Below are 16,086 nucleotides of genomic sequence, written 5' to 3'. Positions count from 1 at the left end.
AATGTCTGAGTTAACAGGTGCCTTGTCGCACTTACAGCAGTTGGAAGCCGAAAGTATCCATATCTTTCGTGAAGTGGCAGCTGAATTTAAAAAGCCGGTGATGCTGTATTCAATTGGTAAAGACTCATCGGTATTGCTGCATTTGGCACGTAAAGCCTTTGCGCCGGGTAAGATCCCGTTTCCGCTGTTGCATGTGGATACCGATTGGAAGTTTCGCGAGATGATCGAGTTTCGTGACCGCTTAGCCAAAGAATACAACTTTGAGCTGCTGGTGCATAAAAACCCGGAAGGCTTAGCGATGAATATTAACCCCTTTGTGCATGGCAGTGCCAAGCACACCGACATTATGAAAACACAAAGCCTAAAACAGGCGCTGAATAAATACGGCTTTGATGCGGCCTTTGGTGGCGCACGGCGCGATGAGGAAAAGTCGCGCGCCAAAGAGCGGGTGTATTCGTTTCGCGATAAGCACCACCGCTGGGACCCGAAAAACCAACGGCCAGAGCTGTGGAATATCTACAACGGCGCCATTAATGAAGGCGAAAGTATCCGCGTATTCCCGCTGTCGAACTGGACCGAGCTGGACATCTGGTTATATATCCTGCAGGAAAACATCGACATAGTACCGTTGTACCTTGCCAAACCACGGCCGGTTGTCGAGCGCAATGGCACCCTAATTATGGTAGACGACCACCGGATGCCATTAGAGCCGGGCGAAACGCCACAGTTAAAGTCAGTGCGTTTTCGCACCCTGGGTTGCTACCCGCTTACCGGTGCTATTGAGTCCAGCGCCGATACACTTGAAGGCATAGTGGAAGAGATGCTGCGCGCCCGCACGTCGGAGCGGCAGGGCCGCGTGATTGACCAGGATCAATCCGGCATGGAATTGAAAAAACGCGAGGGGTATTTCTAATGTCTGTAGTTAATTTAACGCCGGTTACCTCGTTAAACGAGCAACTAAACAGCCTGGGTATTCGCGGTTACTTACAGCAACACCAGGACAAAGGCCTGCTGCGGGTATTAACCTGCGGCAGTGTTGATGATGGCAAAAGCACCTTAATCGGCCGCCTGCTGCACGATAGCCAACAACTGTATGATGATCAGCTGGATGCACTAAAACGCGACCATAAAGGCCGCAACAGCGAAGGCGAGTTAGAGCTGGCGATGTTGGTTGACGGCTTACAAGCCGAGCGCGAGCAAGGCATTACCATTGATGTGGCGTACCGCTATTTCTCTACCACCGAGCGTAAGTTTATTCTGGCTGATACACCCGGCCATGAGCAATACACCCGTAATATGGCTACCGGCGCCTCTACCTCAGATGTGGCGATACTGCTGATTGATGCCCGCTACGGCGTACAAACCCAAACGCGGCGCCACAGCTTTATCTGTGCTTTGCTGGGCATTAAGCACCTGATTGTTGCCGTGAATAAAATGGATATCGTTGGTTACAGCGAGCACATTTATAACGCTATCGTCCAAGACGTGCAGGCATTGATGGCGCAATTGCAGGTGCCAACGGTAGATGTAATACCGCTGAGCGCGCTAAAAGGCGAGAACATTTTAACCCTGTCGGCCAATATGCCGTGGTACACCGGCACCGCATTGCTGCCGCGACTGGAAACCCTGCCGATACCGCAGCGTGGCGGCGCAGCAACGCGTTTCCCGGTGCAATATGTTAACCGGCCGGATCTGGATTTTCGTGGTTTTGCCGGCACTTTGGTCAGCGGGCGTTTAGCGGTAGGTCAGGCGGTTACGGCGTATCCGTCCGGTAAAAAAAGCACCATTAAGCAGATTGTTAACTTTGCCGGTGAGCAGCCATCGGCCAGCGCCGGTGAAGCCATTACGCTAACGCTGAACGACGAAATTGATATCAGCCGTGGTGATTGGTTAGTGCCGTCGGATGATACGGTAAACCTGAGCAACCGCGCACTGGCTTATGTAGTGTGGTTTAACGAGCAACCGCTTGAAGCTGGCCGCCTGTACGATTTAAAACTGGCGACACGCAAAAGCAGTGTCAGCATTAACCGGCTTAACCATAAGGTTAATGTGAATACGCTGGCGCAGGAAGCAGCAGAACAGGTGGCGATGAACGATATCGCGCTGGTAGAGCTGGAGCTAACCGAAACGCTGCCGCTGGATACGTTTAACACCCAGCCCGGCACCGGTAACTTTATTCTGATTGACCGTTTAACCAACGCGACTGTTGCCGCCGGCATTATTCAAAACGTGCTGGCCGAAGAGAAAACCGCAAGCGGCGATATCAGCGCCTTTGAACTGGAATTAAATGCGCTTATTCGCAAACATTTCCCACACTGGGGCGCGCGCGATGTGCGTGAGCTGTTTAACGCCGAGCTGTTTAACACCGAAATGGTTAAGGCTGCACAGTAATGCCGTATCAGCAGTATGGCGTCATCGCCTTGCTACTGGCGCTGGTGGCGGGGCTGATTTTCAGCAAACGCTCGCCGGCGCTGTGGTTTGGCGGCGCCTTGTTAGTCAGTTACCTGATTGGCTGGCTGCCGCTGGAAAGCGCCTTGCAAAACTTCGCCAATCCGTCACTGGTTACGCTGCTATTGCTGCTATTGGTGTCGATTGGCATTGAAAAATCACAACTGGTTAGCTGGCTCAGCCGCGGCTTCGCTGGTAAGCGCTTAAGCAGCGTTATTGCCAGGTTAAGCTTATCTACTGCACTGATGTCGGCTTTTATTAACAACACGGCAGTAGTGTCTACGCTGATGTCGTCGCTACGGCATCATAACCATTTTGCTGCCTCAAAGTTACTGCTGCCCTTGTCGTACAGCGCCATTTTGGGCGGCATGCTGACGTTAATCGGCACGTCTACCAACCTTATTGTTAATGGTTTTGTTGAGCAAAATGGCGAGCCTTTGTTAGGCTTTTTTGATTTCACCTTATTGGGTGTACTGGTATTAGCGGCGGGTATTCTGGTATTGATCACCGGCGCCCGCTGGTTGCCCGACAACCGCGATGATGACAACAAAGTCACGCCCTATTATTTAACCGCTCATGTACGCGACGACAGTCAGCTGATTGGCAAAACGGTAGAACAAAACCAACTGCGTGAGCTGCAGGCATTGTTTTTGGCGGAAATTCAGCGCGGCCCCGAGCGGATCTGCCCGGTAACGCCGGAAACCGTCATTGAAGCCGGCGATGAACTGCGTTTTGTCGGTGATTTAGACGCGGTATCGCGCTTACAACAATTTCCCGGCTTAGAGCTATTGCAGCAAGATCAGCAACAAGGTGAGCTGCTCGAAGCGGTGATCAGCTACAGCTCGCGTTTAGTCGGTAAAAGCTTAAAGCAGCTGCGCTTTCGCCATGAATACGATGCCGTGGTGATCGCGGTACGCCGCGGCCATGAACGTTTGCAGGGCGGTCTGGGCGATTTAGTGTTACACGCTGGTGACGTGCTGATTTTATCGGTGGGTAAACATTTTCCCGGCCAGCACCAGCTAAGCCAGGAGTTTGTTTACGTTAATGGTTTAGCTATTGCCACACCGCTGTCAAAAGCCCGTAGCCATTGGGTATTGTTTGGTTTTGTTGCCGCATTAACTCTGTCTATTTTCGATATAGTACCGCTGATTAAAAGCCTGCCGGTGTTGCTGCTGGCCTATGTTGCCGGCGGCGCGGTCAGCGTAAATGAAATTAAAAACCGCTTTCCGCTAGAGCTGTGGTTAATAGTGGGCTCGGCTATCGGTTTGGCACAGCTGATGATTAAAACCGGCGTAGCAGGCCAGGTTGCCGACGGCCTGATAACCCTGGTCGACGGCAGCGGTGCTTACGGCGCGCTGATCGCGGTGTTTGTTGCTACCTGGCTGTTTACTGAATTGGTGACCAATAATGCGGCCGCCGCCCTGACCTTTCCTATTGCCTATGCCATAGCGCAAAATCTTGGTGTTGACCCGGTGCCGTTTTTTATGGCGGTGGCCTTTGGTGCCTCAGCCAGCTTTATTTCGCCGTTTGGTTACCAAACTAACCTGATGGTGTATTCGGCCGGCAATTACCAGTTGCGCGACTACGTGCGCCTCGGTGTACCAATGGCCATGGTGTACAGTGCGGTAGTGTTGGTATTTCTGCCGCTGATTTATCCGTTTTAAGTGATGAAGATCAATGACCCATAACGATATTAAATGGCAACAGCACGATGTTAACGCCGCGCAGCGCGAAACCTTGTTTGGCCACAAAAGTGCGGTGCTGTGGTTTACCGGTTTATCCGGCTCTGGTAAGTCCAGCGTGGCGAATGCGCTGGAGCAAGCCTTAGCCGCACAGGGTAAACATACCTATTTGCTGGATGGCGACAATGTGCGCCACGGTTTATGTGCCGATTTAGGCTTTAGCGCCCAGGACAGAACAGAAAACCTGCGCCGCGTTGGCGCAGTGGCCGGGCTGATGGTTGATGCCGGCTTGTTGGTGCTGAGCGCCTTTATTTCGCCGTACCGCAATCAGCGTGAACTGGTAAAAAGCTTTATTCCGCCGGGCAAGTTTATTGAAGTGCATATTTCCACCCCGCTGGAAGTGTGCGAGCAGCGTGATGTAAAAGGCCTGTACAAAAAAGCCCGCGCCGGCGAAATCAGCCACTTTACCGGTATTTCAGACCCGTACGAAGCGCCGGAGCACGCCGATTTAGTGCTGGACACTTCAGTAACGTCGCTGGAAGATAGCGTGCAGCAGTTACTGGCATTGCTAAAGCAAAGACAAATTATAAACTGATAGCCGGACGCAGTGACAAGGTGTACTTTCGCAGCAGCGGCAGGGATGCCGCGCAGGCTGAGACAGCACAGGGACGTGCTGTTGAAGGCGGCGAAGAAAGTATTTCCTTGTCGCTGAGTTTACGTTTGAGCTGAAAGCTTTGACAGCTAACAGAATAAAAGGACATCCGCATGAATTATTTGCCCGCCATTATCGACATAGCAGAACAAGCCGGACAGGCGATCCTGGCGGTTTATCAGCAAGACAACGCGGCGTTTAATATCACCGGCAAGGCCGATGACTCACCGCTGACAGCAGCCGATTTAGCCGCGCACCAGCTGATTGTAACAGCCTTAACTGCACTGACGCCCGAGCTGCCAATACTGTCAGAAGAAGCCGCCGATATCAGCTGGGATATCCGCCAAAACTGGCAGCGCTACTGGCTGGTCGACCCGCTGGATGGCACTAAAGAGTTTATTAAACGCAACGGCGAATTTACCGTCAATATTGCGCTGATTGATAGCGGCGAGCCGGTGCTGGGTGTTATTCATGCGCCGGTGCTGGCTAAAACCTACTATGCCGCCAAAGGCGAAGGCGCCTTTGTTAAAACTGCCAGCGAAACGCGCGCCATTCAGGTCGCCAGGCCCGGCGACACTGTGCGTGTAGTGGGCAGCCGCAGCCACCCCAGCCCGGATCTGGCCGGTTACCTGGCACAATTTACCCGGCATGAAATGGTGCCGGTGGGCAGCTCATTAAAGTTTTGTTTAGTGGCAGATGGCAGTGCCGATGTGTACCCGCGTTTTGGCCCCACTATGCAGTGGGACACCGGCGCCGGGCATATTATCGCGCTGGAAGCTGGTGCGGCAGTTAGCTTTGACGGTATAGCCGGCAAGGTATACCAGCGCGAAAACCTGCGCAACCCCAACTTTATCGTGTCGGCAGTTAACGACTAACAACAGAAAATTCGTTACACTAAACGGCATACATTCTTGTGGTTTATGACTTATGCGTTTAGATAAATTTATATGTGACTGCACCGGTTTAACCCGCAGTCAGGCCGGCAAACTGATCCGGCAAAAATTAGTCACCCTTAACGGCGAGCTGGTAAAACAGGCGGCACTGCAAGTAAAAGATAGCGATGTGGTATGCCTGGACGGCGAACAATTGCAGTTAATTGGCCTGCGCTATTTTATGCTGCACAAGCCGGATGGCTATATCTGCTCGACCGAAGATCCAGACCACCCTACAGTATTTACCTTAATGGACGAGCCGTTAATCGAGCGGCTGCACACCGTCGGCCGCTTGGATTTAGACACCACCGGTTTAGTGCTGATAACCGATGATGGCCAGTGGTCGCATCGTATTAGCAGCCCCAAGCATCATGTCGCAAAAACCTACCGCGTCTGGACCGCCGACCCTATACCGGTAACGGCAATAGCACAATTTGCTGAAGGCGTAATGCTGCGCAATGAGAAAAACGCTACCTTACCGGCTGAACTGGAAATTATCAGTGAGAACGAGGCCTTGCTTACCATTCATGAAGGCCGTTACCACCAGGTAAAACGTATGTTTGCTGCCATTGGCAACAAGGTAGAAAAGCTGCACCGTGAAAAAATCGGCGGCTTACAACTGCCGGAGAACTTGGCCGAGGGGGAGTATCGGCAGCTCACAGCTGCAGACCTTGCGCTACTACAAAATTAACATTTACTACCAAGCGTTATAAAAAATAATATATTTTATGGCGACAGGTTAAATCTGTTGAACATTCTGCTGTTTTACCTTAATTTGCTGCGGCAACTTTAGTTGCGATAAAAATTAAAAAATACGGAGATTGTATGAAGTTATCTTTAGTTGCTGCAGCTTCAGCTGTTGTATTGTCTTTAGCTGCTGCACCTGCCGCACAAGCTCAGCAAAAAGTAAATCCATGGAAACAATGTGGTATCGGCGCGATGATTTTTGAAGACAACGGCGTCGCCGCTGCTATTTCGAATATTATCTGGGACTTAGGTACTACTGCTGTATCTTCAAACATCAGCTCACAAGACTCATGTGAAGGTGTAAAAGTGGCTGCTGCTCAGTTTATCAATGACAGCATTGTAAACATCGAAGAAGAAACCGTCGTGGGTAACGGTAAGCACTTAACTGCCATGTTAAATATGATGGGCTGTGAAGCCTCTGCTCACCCGGCGATCATCAATGCAGTACGTGCTGATTTAGACGTTTCTGCTGCTGGCAACAAAGCAGAAGCTTACTATCTGCAACTGGAAGACAAAACGTCTGGTCAATTTGCGGCGCAGTGTCAGGTTATTTAATCTGATATAGTTATCGCTTAGACCCGCTTTATAGCGGGTTTTCTCTTTTGTCGCTGTTGTTATGTGGTTGTTTGTGCATATTTTTTTGTTTTTTATGTTATTTTTTTACCTTGGTACAGCAACGGCTAAACCACAGGATCGGCTGCAAACCCTGGCCAGCACACGCTACTGGCAGGCCCTACTGCATATTCCTCGCGGGCAAACGCAAAGCGAAATTATTGCCCCTGACTTTTTTCTCGCAAGCAACGGCGCTACCGATCCATACGCCGAGCTGTTAGCAACCATTAACCAGCTAAATGGTGCAGTTACTGATGACAGCAATAGTCATGCGCAATGCCACTTTATTGCCCGCTTTCATTGGTTGAAACAACAAGTGCCTGACTTACTATCAGCTGCACCACAAGTAAGTTGTCCGCTATTTAACAGCTGGACCGATCAGCAGCAGATAGGCTCGGTCAGTGCTGTTTTTGCCAGTGGTTATCTGGGCAATCCGGCCTCTTTTTACGGCCATATTCTGTTAAAACTTAACAGCAGTAACGAACATAAAAATATTCTGCAACAGCAAAGTCTTAACTTTGGTGCTGCAGTACCAGACGCTGAAAACCCACTTGTTTACATCGCCAAAGGTTTATTTGGCGGCTACAACGCGGTTTTTTCGCACGGTTTATTTTATAAGAATGTGCAAACCTATGGCGAAGCTGAACTACGCGATTTGTGGGAATACCAACTAAATCTAACACCTGAGCAGGTGCAGCAGTTGGTTTTTCATGCCTGGGAATTAATTGGCCGTCACTATCAATACTTTTTTTTGCAGCAAAACTGCGCCTATCGTATGGCAGAGCTGCTCGAACTGGTCATTGATGCCGAGCTGATTAGTAAGCAGCAGCCCTGGGCTATGCCAATAGCAGTGTTTCAGCGTTTGGCTGACGCAAGGCAGGATGGTGATGCAGTGGTTGAACAGGTGATCCATCACCCGTCGCGCCAGCAACGTTTTCAGCAACGTTACAATGAACTTAATGCCGTACAACGACTGGCTGTTCAGGCGATGATTCAGGCTGATTTTTCTGTGCAGCCAGATAGCTATAACAAACTCAACACAGCACAACAAAGCGCCGTACTAGAGATGCTATTCGACTATCTTGAGTTTTTGCGGATTAACAAACAGCCTTTGTTTTCTCCGCAGGCAAAAAACCGCATGCTACAAGCCAGATTAAAGCTGCCCGCCACGCTAAACAGCACAGCGGAAACGGCGCACTTTACACCACCACACCAGGCCACCCGACCATCGATGCTGCAGCTAAGCGCTGTGCAGGCGCAGGACAATGCTGGCCAATTGCGCTTCAGAGCAACCTATTATGACTTGCTAACAGCTGGCACCGGTGGCGCCCCCTACAGTGCCTTATCGATGCTTGATTTAACATTGCGATATGACGATAAACTCAAGTTGCAACGTTTTGATTTGCTAAATATTGAAAATATGAACCTGAGCAGCACCGGACTGCCGGGTGATGGTGACTACGCCTGGAAACTTAACCTGGCTTATGCGCCGCTGCATCTGGCCTGTGATAGTTGTAAGACGCTGCAACTCAATAGCGGTATTGGTAAAGCAGCTTTGTGGTCAAACCGTGTACTGACTTATGCATTATTGGATGGCAGCTTGCACAGCAACACGGCAGGTAGTGGCATTGCCTCATTGCAGCCAAGGTTGGGACTCGTGACAGACATTACACCCTGGTGGCGTATGCAATTGGAAACAGGCAGGCGTTATTATATTGACAGCAGCAGTAACGATTTCAATTGGTACCAATGGCAACACCGTTTCGGGGCGCAACCAAACTGGGATATTCGTTTTGGTGTACGGCGGCAAAAAGCGACAGAGTTAACCTTGGCGTATAGTTACTACTGGTAAAACCAGCATAAGGCAGATAATGCGGGTATATTTCATCATTCTGTGCTGTTTGTTGCCCCGGCAAGTAGGGGCTGAAGATTGGCACCTATATCAATCAAATGACTTCACTGTTGTTAGCTACCACTACAATAACGCAAAGCTGCTACAGATCCGCGCTGTAACCGACGTTAATTCCCAACCCGGTGCATTTCTGCACTTGTTGGAAGATTTAAACAATATATCCAGCTGGGCTGCCAACACAGAAAAAGCTGAATTAATCCACCAGCCGGATGCAAACACCCACATAGTGCATACCTATTTTTCGGCCATGTGGCCAGTATCAAAACGCGATATGGTAACACTATCTGTTTGGCAGCAAGATGTTGTCAGTGGTGAAGTGACTTTGCGGGTTAGCGATGTGGGACAAAACTATCCAACGGTAAAGGGCTATGTGCGGATGCAAAGTGTGCAGGGAGTGTGGACCTTAACGCCAATACCTGATGGGGTATTGCGGATCGAATATCAAGGACAGGCCGATCCTGGCGGCAAGTTGCCACAGTTTATTGCCGACAAGGTCGCATTAAAGGCAATCTTTTCTACTTTTAACCGCTTATCGCAGGTATTAACGCAATATCAGCAGCCCTATCCCGGCATATTAACACCTTGACTGGCAGTTTTCGCTGTAAACGCTAGGCTTTAGTTGGTCTGCAAATTTGGGTATACAACAAAAAAACGACGGGGAATTGCGATGAATTTTATTCTGTTTTTAATCATTGGTGCCATTGCTGGCTGGCTGGCCGGTAAAATAATGAAAGGCCGAGGTTTTGGCTTGTTGGGTAATATGGTAGTGGGCATCGTCGGTGCTTTCGTTGGTGGCTTGTTGTTCCGGGCAATTGGTTTAGCATCCTATGGCTTTATCGGTTCTTTAGTTACGGCTACCGTAGGCGCGGTGGTGCTGTTGTTTTTAATCGGCTTGGTTAAAAGCCTAGTTTGGCTTAAAACAACTCCAGCGACTCGCCGCTTTGCGGTGCGTCGTTTTCTTTTTTTGCTTTGGCGTTTAACCTGGCACGGCGCTGGGTTAGCAGTTTTAAAATATGCGCGCGTTCGGCAACGGGTTTGGCATGCCAGTTAAAGCGCTCATCACGCGAGCGCAAACAGCCAATGCAGTAGCCGCGGCTGTTGCTCTGGCACACACCGATGCAGGGATTAGGCAGTTCAAACAGCTCTAACTGATCCACGCTGCTACCACGCTGGTTGATGAATAACTTAAGTGTACGTTGTGAACACTATGTCGCGCAAATGGCCCTCTTCACCGGCTTTACAGCGTAAACCGGCTTGCCCTAAGACAACCGTTGCAGGCCTGGATGGCCGAATCGAGCCTACATGGACGTATTTACGGCGTGTTGTCGTGGGCAATCCGGTTTTAAGCCTACACTGATGGTCGCTTGACTGACTATTTTTTAGCAAATCACAAAAATCTGTTGACTTCAGACTGGTAGACGGCTATTTCTAATAGCAATTCAGTCTGCTTTGCAGGCTATATAACTAAAATAGTTTTTAACCAAGTTAATAAGTAAGAATCATATTATGCGTTTAGCTGCTGTTCTGAACATTATTGTCCTCGTGGTCGTGGTGATTATTAATCTCCGCGGGGGCGGTGTTTTGGAAAAAAAGTAGCGTAAAAAGCGAATTCCAACAAAACCCCCGCTCCGCAAGGACCGGGGGTTTTGTTGTTTCCGGGCCTGGCAAAAAGCGGTTTAGCATACAGAGGATACAACATGAAAGGCGCAGAATTGGTGCTTAAGGTGCTGCAACAACACGGGGTCGATACCATTTTCGGCTACCCCGGTGGCGCTATTATGCCGATTTACGATGCACTGTATCAAAGTGACATAAAACACTACCTGTGCCGTCATGAGCAAGGTGGCGCTTTCTCGGCCATCGGCTATGCCCGCGCCTCCGGCAAGGTTGGTGTTTGTATGGCCACCTCTGGCCCGGGTGCAACTAACCTGATCACCTCGCTGGCCGATGCGATGCTGGATTCAGTGCCGGTAGTGGCCATTACCGGGCAGGTATCACAAGCGGTAATGGGCACCGATGCGTTTCAGGAGATAGATGTGCTAGGGTTAAGCTTGGCGGTAACCAAACACAGCTTTATGGTGCGCAGCGTGGAAGAGCTGGCAGCAACACTACACCAGGCCTTTGCTATTGCAAAAAGTGGCCGGCCCGGCCCGGTACTGGTCGATATCCCTAAAGATGTGCAACTGGCAGAAATTGTTTATCACAGCGAGTCTTTTACTACTGAAAAGGCAGCACCAATCTATACCTCACTGGCCAATGCCGGCAAGGCGCGCTCGTTAATAGAAGCAGCGAAAAAGCCGATGGCTTATATCGGTGGCGGCGTACATATGGCTGGCGCCATGGCGCAGCTACAACAGTTTTTAGCTGCCAACCCTATGCCGTCGGTTACCACCTTAAAAGCGATGGGCTCGGTAGCCAAAGACAACGTGCACTATTTGGGCATGCTGGGCATGCATGGTACCCAAGCGGCGAATTTGGCGGTTCAGCAGTGTGATTTGCTAATTTGTTTAGGCGCCCGCTTTGATGACCGGGTAACCGGCAACCTGCAAAAGTTTGCGCCGCATGCCAAGGTAATCCATGTCGATATCGACCCTGCTGAAATTAACAAGGTGCGCTTTGCCAACGTAGCGTTGCTGGGCGATATGCAGCAAATATTACCGGCAATATCAGCCAGCACCGACTGCGCAGAGTGGCTTAGCCACTGTGCGCAGTTAAAGCAACAACATGGCTGGCGTTATGATCACCCGGGCGAGCGTATTTATGCGCCGTTGATGTTAAAGCAGTTAAGCGAGCGCATGCCGGATAACAGCGTAGTGTGCTGTGATGTCGGTCAGCACCAGATGTGGGTAGCGCAGCATATGCGCTTTAGCAGCCCGCGTAATCATTTATCCAGCGGTGGTCTGGGCACTATGGGTTTTGGTTTGCCGGCGGCAATAGGCGCTAAGTTAGCGCGGCCGCAGGATACGGTAATTACGGTATCAGGTGACGGCTCTTTTATGATGAACGTACAAGAGCTGACCACCATTAAGCGTTTTAGGTTGCCGGTAAAAATTGTCATAGTCGACAATCAGAGGCTGGGCATGGTGAAACAGTGGCAGCAGCTATTTTTTAACGAGCGCTACAGCGAAACCGATTTATCCGACAACCCGGATTTTGTTGCGCTGGCAGCAGCCTTTGCTATACCAGGCCACTGTATTACGCGTAAAGACGAGGTAGAAAGCGCACTGGAAGCCATGTTTACCTGGCCCGGGCCTTATTTACTGCATGTATGTATTGACGATAAAGACAACGTCTGGCCATTAGTACCGCCGGGTGCTGCTAATGAAGAGATGATCACGGAGCTAAAGGCATGAACCACGTACTGAATATCACCGCCACTAACACCCCGGCTGTAGTAGAGCGCTTGTTGCAGGTTACCCGCTATCGCGGCTATGAATTAGCCGGCTTACAGCTGACACCGCGCAGCGACGCCAAAATCCTTAATATTACACTGACCGTTAGTAGTGATAAGCCAATTCAATTATTAACCAGCCAGTTGCATAAGCTGTATGACGTGCAGCAACTGGAACTGGTATCAGCCGACCTGGCTGTACTAAGCGCATAACATTAAATTAAACCTATACTTTTTATTTACCGAATTTACGGAGTACAGCAATGCCAAAGTTAAGATCTGCCACCGTTACCGAAGGCCGCAATATGGCAGGTGCTCGCGCCCTGTGGCGAGCTACCGGCGTAAAAGACACCGATTTTGGTAAGCCGATTATTGCGGTAGTAAACTCATTTTGTGAGTTTGTACCCGGCCATGTGCACCTGCGCGATTTAGGCAAGCTGGTAGCAAAAAGCATTGAAGATGCCGGCGGTATTGCTAAAGAATTTAATACCATAGCGGTGGACGATGGTATTGCCATGGGCCATGGCGGCATGTTGTACAGCCTGCCGTCGCGCGAGCTGATCGCCGACTCGGTAGAATATATGGTCAATGCCCACTGTGCCGATGCCATGGTGTGTATTTCTAACTGCGACAAAATTACCCCCGGCATGTTAATGGCGGCGATGCGCTTAAACGTACCAGCCATTTTTGTCTCTGGCGGGCCAATGGAAGCGGGTAAAACCAAATTATCTGATCAGATCATCAAGCTGGATTTAGTCGATGCCATGGTATCGGCGGCCGATCCCAACGTAAGCGACAGCGACAGCGAGCAAATTGAGCGCAGCGCCTGCCCGACCTGCGGTAGCTGCTCTGGCATGTTTACCGCTAACTCAATGAACTGTTTGGTTGAAGCCTTAGGCTTAGGCCAGCCCGGTAACGGCTCGTTGCTGGCCACTCATGCGGATCGTAAAGAGTTATTTGTGCAGGCCGGTTTCAGAATAATGGAGCTGTGCAACCGCTGGTATAAACATGATGATGCCAGCGCCCTGCCGCGCAATATCGCCAACAAAACCGCCTTTGAAAACGCCATGATGCTGGATATCGCCATGGGCGGCTCGACCAATACCGTATTGCATTTACTGGCTGCGGCGATTGAAGCTGAAGTTGATTTTGGCATGGCCGATATCGACCGGTTATCGCGGATAGTGCCGCATTTGTGCAAAGTAGCGCCCTCAACACAGAAGTACCATATGGAAGATGTACACCGCGCCGGCGGCGTTATCGGCATTTTGGCCGAGCTAAACCGCGCCGGTTTATTAAACCCGAATGTGCCGCATGTGGCAGGCAGCAGCTTAGCCGAGGTGCTGGAGCAATGGGATATTAAAACCAGCGGCAATGAAGAGGCAAAACAAATGTACCTGGCCGGCCCGGCGGGTATTCGGACCACGCAGGCCTTTTCGCAAAATTGCCGTTACCCAAGCCTGGACGACGACCGGATAGAAGGCTGCATTCGCAGCAAAGAGCATGCTTATTCACAAGATGGTGGCTTAGCGGTGTTGTTTGGCAATCTGGCGCCGCAGGGTTGTATTGTTAAAACCGCCGGCGTAGAGCCGGAAAACTTAGTATTTACCGGCCGCGCCCGTATTTTTGAAAGCCAGGACGATGCGGTAGACGCCATTTTAAAAGGCAAGGTAGTGGCCGGTGATGCGGTAATTATCCGCTATGAAGGTCCCAAAGGTGGGCCGGGTATGCAGGAAATGCTGTACCCGACCAGTTACTTAAAGTCGATGGGCTTAGGTAAAGCCTGTGCCTTGATCACCGATGGTCGCTTTTCCGGCGGTACCTCGGGTTTGTCGATTGGCCATGTGTCACCTGAAGCCGCCAGTGGCGGTGCTATCGCCCTGGTGCAGGAAGGCGACACCATAGAAATTGATATTCCGCAGCGCAAAATTGGCATTGCTATCAGCGATGACGAGCTGGCGCAGCGCCGTGCCGCAATGGATGCCAAAGGCAAGCAAGGCTGGAAGCCAGAGAACCGCCAAAGGGTGGTGAGTGCCGCGTTGAAAGCCTATGCGCTGCTGGCCAGCAGTGCGGATAAAGGTGCAGTAAGAGATTTGTCGAAGTTGGAGGAGTAATGAGTAACCTGGCAACAGTACAACAAGCGCAGACAGATACCGATTTGATGCAGCAGTATCTGCGCGAAATTCTGCTGTCGCCGGTATATCAGGCTGCGGTAGAAACCCCGCTGGATGCCATGGCTAAACTCAGCCAACGGTTGGGCCATAATGTGCTGCTAAAGCGCGAAGACAAGCAGCCGGTGTACTCATTTAAACTGCGCGGCGCTTTTCATAAACTGCATAAAGTAAAACAGCACAGCCCCGACGCCAGTGTGGTGTGCGCCTCTGCCGGTAACCATGCCCAGGGCGTGGCGTTATCGGCCAGTAAACTGGGCATTAAAGCCACTATCGTGATGCCGATCACCACGCCGGAAATCAAAGTTGCGGCAGTAAAAGCACTGGGCGGCAATGTGGTGTTGCATGGCACAGCGTTTGACGAAGCCAACAGCTACGCCATTAACCTGGCCAACACCGAAGGCGCGCTGTATATCCCACCGTTTGACGACAGCGACGTTATTGCCGGCCAGGGCACGGTGGCCAAAGAGCTGTTAAGCCAGCATAACCAGTTAAATGCGGTGTTTATTCCGGTTGGTGGTGGTGGCTTGCTGGCCGGTATGGCGGTATATATCAAGGCAATTCAGCCAAATGTCAAAGTAATAGGCGTAGAGCCGGAAGACGCCGCCTGTTTAAAAGCAGCGATGGCCGCCGGTACGCCGGTAACGCTGGACCGGGTGGGCTTATTTGCCGATGGTGTTGCGGTAAAGCGCATCGGCACAGAGAACTTCAATCTGGCCAAACGTTTTTGTGATGAGGTGGTTACCGTCACTAGCGATGAGATATGCGCGGCAATAAAAGATATTTTTGATGACTTACGCGCCGTAGCAGAGCCGGCCGGTGCTTTAGCGCTGGCGGGGTTAAAAAAGTACAGCCAGCAGCTGAAAAACAGCATCTTAAGCAAGCCGCAGCAGTTTGCTGCCGTGTTAAGCGGCGCCAATTTAAACTTTGATACGCTGCGTTATGTCTCCGAGCGCTGCGAGCTGGGTGAGAAAAAAGAAGCGGTGTTTGCAGTCACCATACCGGAAGAAAAAGGCAGCTTCCGCCGCTTTTGCCAAACCCTGGGCGGGCGGGCGATTACCGAGTTCAATTACCGCTACGCCAGCGATAATAAAGCGCATATCTTTGTTGGTATTAAACTGCGCCATGGTCAGCAAGAATTAAATACCGTCACCAAGCTACTGAGCGATGCCGGTTATGACTTTCAGGACTTGTCTGACGACGAGCTGGCCAAATTGCATGTACGGCATATGGTCGGCGGTATGCCGCCACGGCAGTTACAGGAGCAGGTATATCAGTTTAACTTTCCGGAATACCCCGGTGCGTTAATGAATTTCTTAAACACCCTGGGCGAGCACTGGAATATCACCCTGTTTCACTATCGTAACCACGGCGCCGCCACCGGTGATGTACTGGCCGGTTTTGAAGCGGCCAGCCACAACGATATTGCGGCTTATCTGGATAAGCTGGGCTACCAGTATCAGCAAGTTAGCCATAACCGCAGCTACCAGACATTTTTAACGGCAGGATAGGTGTCACGGAACTTATTGCCGTTGCTCA

14 protein-coding genes and 1 pseudogene are annotated in these 16,086 nt (G+C 50.8%); 14 read left to right on the top strand and 1 reads right to left on the bottom strand.

The window, feature by feature from the left end; translation table 11 throughout:
• The first annotated feature begins 1 nt into the window (after window position 1).
• The 10 genes and pseudogenes from cysD to ACYVIC_RS04465 all read left to right on the top strand — a co-directional run.
• Window positions 2–913 (top strand): sulfate adenylyltransferase subunit CysD, encoded by a 912-nt coding sequence (cysD, locus tag ACYVIC_RS04510; RefSeq protein WP_460857666.1) that lies wholly within the window; start codon window positions 2–4, stop codon window positions 911–913.
• Window positions 913–2,391: a sulfate adenylyltransferase subunit CysN gene (cysN, locus tag ACYVIC_RS04505; protein ID WP_460857665.1), complete on the top strand. Its 1,479-nt coding sequence runs from the start codon at window positions 913–915 to the stop codon at window positions 2,389–2,391. The genes cysD and cysN overlap by 1 nt, the downstream gene beginning before the upstream one ends.
• A complete protein-coding gene (locus tag ACYVIC_RS04500) occupies window positions 2,391–4,112 on the top strand; it encodes an SLC13 family permease (protein ID WP_460857664.1) in 1,722 nt (573 codons plus the stop codon). The genes cysN and ACYVIC_RS04500 overlap by 1 nt, the downstream gene beginning before the upstream one ends.
• A gap of 13 nt (window positions 4,113–4,125) precedes the next feature.
• A complete protein-coding gene (gene cysC, locus ACYVIC_RS04495) occupies window positions 4,126–4,725 on the top strand; it encodes an adenylyl-sulfate kinase (RefSeq protein ID WP_460857662.1) in 600 nt (199 codons plus the stop codon).
• 170 nt (window positions 4,726–4,895) lie between these two features.
• Window positions 4,896–5,657 (top strand): 3'(2'),5'-bisphosphate nucleotidase CysQ, encoded by a 762-nt coding sequence (cysQ, locus tag ACYVIC_RS04490; RefSeq protein WP_460857661.1) that lies wholly within the window; start codon window positions 4,896–4,898, stop codon window positions 5,655–5,657.
• 52 nt (window positions 5,658–5,709) lie between these two features.
• Window positions 5,710–6,405 (top strand): 16S rRNA pseudouridine(516) synthase RsuA, encoded by a 696-nt coding sequence (rsuA, locus tag ACYVIC_RS04485; RefSeq protein ID WP_460857659.1) that lies wholly within the window; start codon window positions 5,710–5,712, stop codon window positions 6,403–6,405.
• Window positions 6,406–6,539: 134 nt separating this feature from the next.
• Complete coding sequence (locus ACYVIC_RS04480) at window positions 6,540–7,016, top strand: DUF3015 family protein (protein ID WP_460857657.1); 477 nt, start codon at window positions 6,540–6,542, stop codon at window positions 7,014–7,016.
• A gap of 61 nt (window positions 7,017–7,077) precedes the next feature.
• A complete protein-coding gene (locus tag ACYVIC_RS04475; RefSeq protein ID WP_460857656.1) occupies window positions 7,078–8,925 on the top strand; it encodes an Lnb N-terminal periplasmic domain-containing protein in 1,848 nt (615 codons plus the stop codon).
• Window positions 8,926–8,944: 19 nt separating this feature from the next.
• Window positions 8,945–9,571: an START domain-containing protein gene (locus ACYVIC_RS04470; RefSeq protein WP_460857654.1), complete on the top strand. Its 627-nt coding sequence runs from the start codon at window positions 8,945–8,947 to the stop codon at window positions 9,569–9,571.
• Window positions 9,572–9,652: 81 nt separating this feature from the next.
• Window positions 9,653–9,874 (top strand): annotated as a pseudogene (locus tag ACYVIC_RS04465) (GlsB/YeaQ/YmgE family stress response membrane protein); the annotation flags it as partial.
• Window positions 9,875–9,899: 25 nt separating this feature from the next.
• Here the strand turns inward: ACYVIC_RS04465 and ACYVIC_RS04460 are convergent.
• Window positions 9,900–10,142 carry a DUF1289 domain-containing protein gene (locus ACYVIC_RS04460; protein WP_460857653.1) on the bottom strand — a complete coding sequence of 81 codons (243 nt, stop codon included), beginning with the start codon at window positions 10,140–10,142 and terminating at the stop codon, window positions 9,900–9,902.
• Window positions 10,143–10,682: 540 nt separating this feature from the next.
• On the opposite strand from ACYVIC_RS04460, the gene ilvG reads away from it, so the two are divergent.
• Genes ilvG through ilvA form a run of 4 tightly spaced genes read left to right on the top strand, consistent with a single transcriptional unit; the run spans window position 10,683 to window position 16,058 of the window.
• Window positions 10,683–12,338 carry an acetolactate synthase 2 catalytic subunit gene (gene ilvG, locus ACYVIC_RS04455; protein WP_460857652.1) on the top strand — a complete coding sequence of 552 codons (1,656 nt, stop codon included), beginning with the start codon at window positions 10,683–10,685 and terminating at the stop codon, window positions 12,336–12,338.
• Window positions 12,335–12,589 (top strand): acetolactate synthase 2 small subunit, encoded by a 255-nt coding sequence (gene ilvM, locus ACYVIC_RS04450; RefSeq protein ID WP_460857650.1) that lies wholly within the window; start codon window positions 12,335–12,337, stop codon window positions 12,587–12,589. Before ilvG ends, ilvM begins: the two co-directional genes overlap by 4 nt.
• Before the next feature lie 50 nt (window positions 12,590–12,639).
• Complete coding sequence (gene ilvD, locus ACYVIC_RS04445) at window positions 12,640–14,490, top strand: dihydroxy-acid dehydratase (protein WP_460857648.1); 1,851 nt, start codon at window positions 12,640–12,642, stop codon at window positions 14,488–14,490.
• Window positions 14,490–16,058, top strand: a complete 1,569-nt coding sequence (gene ilvA / locus ACYVIC_RS04440; RefSeq protein ID WP_460857646.1) for a threonine ammonia-lyase, biosynthetic — start codon at window positions 14,490–14,492, stop codon at window positions 16,056–16,058. Before ilvD ends, ilvA begins: the two co-directional genes overlap by 1 nt.
• Window positions 16,059–16,086: the final 28 nt, after the last annotated feature.

It is taken from the genome of Rheinheimera gaetbuli (assembly GCF_054781935.1).
The sequence above is the reverse complement of the archived record's forward strand: the minus strand, read 5'-3'. Positions and strand labels throughout refer to the sequence as shown.

Coding starts and splice junctions, on each gene's coding strand:
- cysD (WP_460857666.1), top strand. CDS start 2: ATGTCTGAGTTAACAGGTGCCTTGTCGCACTTACAGCAGTTGGAAGCC.
- cysN (WP_460857665.1), top strand. CDS start 913: ATGTCTGTAGTTAATTTAACGCCGGTTACCTCGTTAAACGAGCAACTA.
- ACYVIC_RS04500 (WP_460857664.1), top strand. CDS start 2,391: ATGCCGTATCAGCAGTATGGCGTCATCGCCTTGCTACTGGCGCTGGTG.
- cysC (WP_460857662.1), top strand. CDS start 4,126: ATGACCCATAACGATATTAAATGGCAACAGCACGATGTTAACGCCGCG.
- cysQ (WP_460857661.1), top strand. CDS start 4,896: ATGAATTATTTGCCCGCCATTATCGACATAGCAGAACAAGCCGGACAG.
- rsuA (WP_460857659.1), top strand. CDS start 5,710: ATGCGTTTAGATAAATTTATATGTGACTGCACCGGTTTAACCCGCAGT.
- ACYVIC_RS04480 (WP_460857657.1), top strand. CDS start 6,540: ATGAAGTTATCTTTAGTTGCTGCAGCTTCAGCTGTTGTATTGTCTTTA.
- ACYVIC_RS04475 (WP_460857656.1), top strand. CDS start 7,078: ATGTGGTTGTTTGTGCATATTTTTTTGTTTTTTATGTTATTTTTTTAC.
- ACYVIC_RS04470 (WP_460857654.1), top strand. CDS start 8,945: ATGCGGGTATATTTCATCATTCTGTGCTGTTTGTTGCCCCGGCAAGTA.
- ilvG (WP_460857652.1), top strand. CDS start 10,683: ATGAAAGGCGCAGAATTGGTGCTTAAGGTGCTGCAACAACACGGGGTC.
- ilvM (WP_460857650.1), top strand. CDS start 12,335: ATGAACCACGTACTGAATATCACCGCCACTAACACCCCGGCTGTAGTA.
- ilvD (WP_460857648.1), top strand. CDS start 12,640: ATGCCAAAGTTAAGATCTGCCACCGTTACCGAAGGCCGCAATATGGCA.
- ilvA (WP_460857646.1), top strand. CDS start 14,490: ATGAGTAACCTGGCAACAGTACAACAAGCGCAGACAGATACCGATTTG.